A 1,318-nucleotide genomic window follows, 5' to 3' on the forward strand; every position below is an offset into this window, starting at 1 on the left:
GTAATTTTGACAAGCAGAGAAAAAACACCGACTTTTTCTGGGCAAATTCTTGATACTGAAAATCAGCCAATTGTAGGGGCAATCGTAAGCCTCAAAAATAGTAATAAGTCTGTGCAAACTGATATCAATGGTGTTTTCAAATTCAATGATGTGAGTATTGGGGAGGCCTTGGAAATCAATGCCATTGGTTATAATCCGCAGGAAATTGTCGTAAAAAACCAAGATTTAGGAAAAATAAAACTATCGGAAAATAGCAGTGCATTGGCCGAAGTAATTGTGGCGGATAATCAATCAAAAGCAAAAAAGGCTGAACAAAAAACGATTCTGATTAACGAACCACCCACGCAAGACCCCGTACCCGTGGGCGGCTGGAGCAACTACGATACTTATCTAAGAAACTCACTCAAAGGTACAGGTGCAGTATCGACTTTACACTTTGAAGACCCACTTCGGCTACGTCTCACAGTCGAGCCAGATGGTACGCCATCAAATGTGCAAATTGACAACGAACTCGGCAAAGAAAACACCCAAAAAGTGGTGGAAGCCGTAAAAAATGGCCCAAAATGGTTTCCAGCCAAACGAAAAGGCAAGAAAGTAAAGAAAGAAGTGAAGCGGGAGTTGAAGATTAAGTAGATTTTCGTTTCCCAGTTTGCGAATCTCCATAGCCTTCGGGCTATTAAAAAATTGAAGAGTGCAGATTACAAATTGTTGATTTTAGAATGTTTTTATTTCTCAAATTCCACAATTTATAATCATAAATCCTTAATCGTCAATCAAAAAAACGCTCTGCGAAGTCTCCGACTTCGTAGGTGTGAATGTCGTTCTCAGAACAACGTACATAATACAATCAACAATTTTTTGTTTCCAATATTTTGCCTAAATTGATTACAAAATAATAATCTTCGGGGTCTTTAGAGCCTCTTGGTGCTTCATCAAAAAGTTCGAGTTCTGTACCTTTCCATTCTATTACTATTGTTGGTACATTTGCTTCAAATCCATTTCTAAACTCCACAGCATCGTACTTTCTGAATCTGACTCCTTCTTTGTCATTTATCAATAGTTGTTCTTCCCAAAAGGGTATAAAATCTTGATATACTTCTGTTTTTTCTCCATTCAAAATTTCATCAAAATCATCTTTTAAGATGGCTATTTTTAATATTTTCATTGTTTAAGGTTTGGGATAATAATGTTTCTAAATTAATTAGTGCTAAAAACGCTCTGCGAAGTCTGTGACTTCGTAGGTGTGAATGTCGTTCTCTGAACGACGTATACAAACACCGCTGTTCAGAGAACAACTAACACCACTACGAAGTCGGAG

2 protein-coding genes are annotated in these 1,318 nt (G+C 37.4%); one reads left to right on the forward strand and one right to left on the reverse strand.

All coding sequences use genetic code 11. The features are described 5' to 3' along the window. A partial coding sequence (locus ACOVO2_RS19015; RefSeq protein ID WP_421771492.1) for a carboxypeptidase-like regulatory domain-containing protein occupies positions 1-633 on the forward strand: 633 nt, incomplete at its 5' end. A gap of 214 nt (positions 634-847) precedes the next feature. On the opposite strand, the gene ACOVO2_RS19020 is transcribed toward ACOVO2_RS19015, so the two are convergent. Beyond that, positions 848-1,165 (reverse strand): hypothetical protein, encoded by a 318-nt coding sequence (locus tag ACOVO2_RS19020; protein WP_421771493.1) that lies wholly within the window; start codon positions 1,163-1,165, stop codon positions 848-850. Positions 1,166-1,318: the final 153 nt, after the last annotated feature.

This window comes from Emticicia sp. (assembly GCF_049241225.1).
GTDB lineage: Bacteria > Bacteroidota > Bacteroidia > Cytophagales > Spirosomataceae > Emticicia.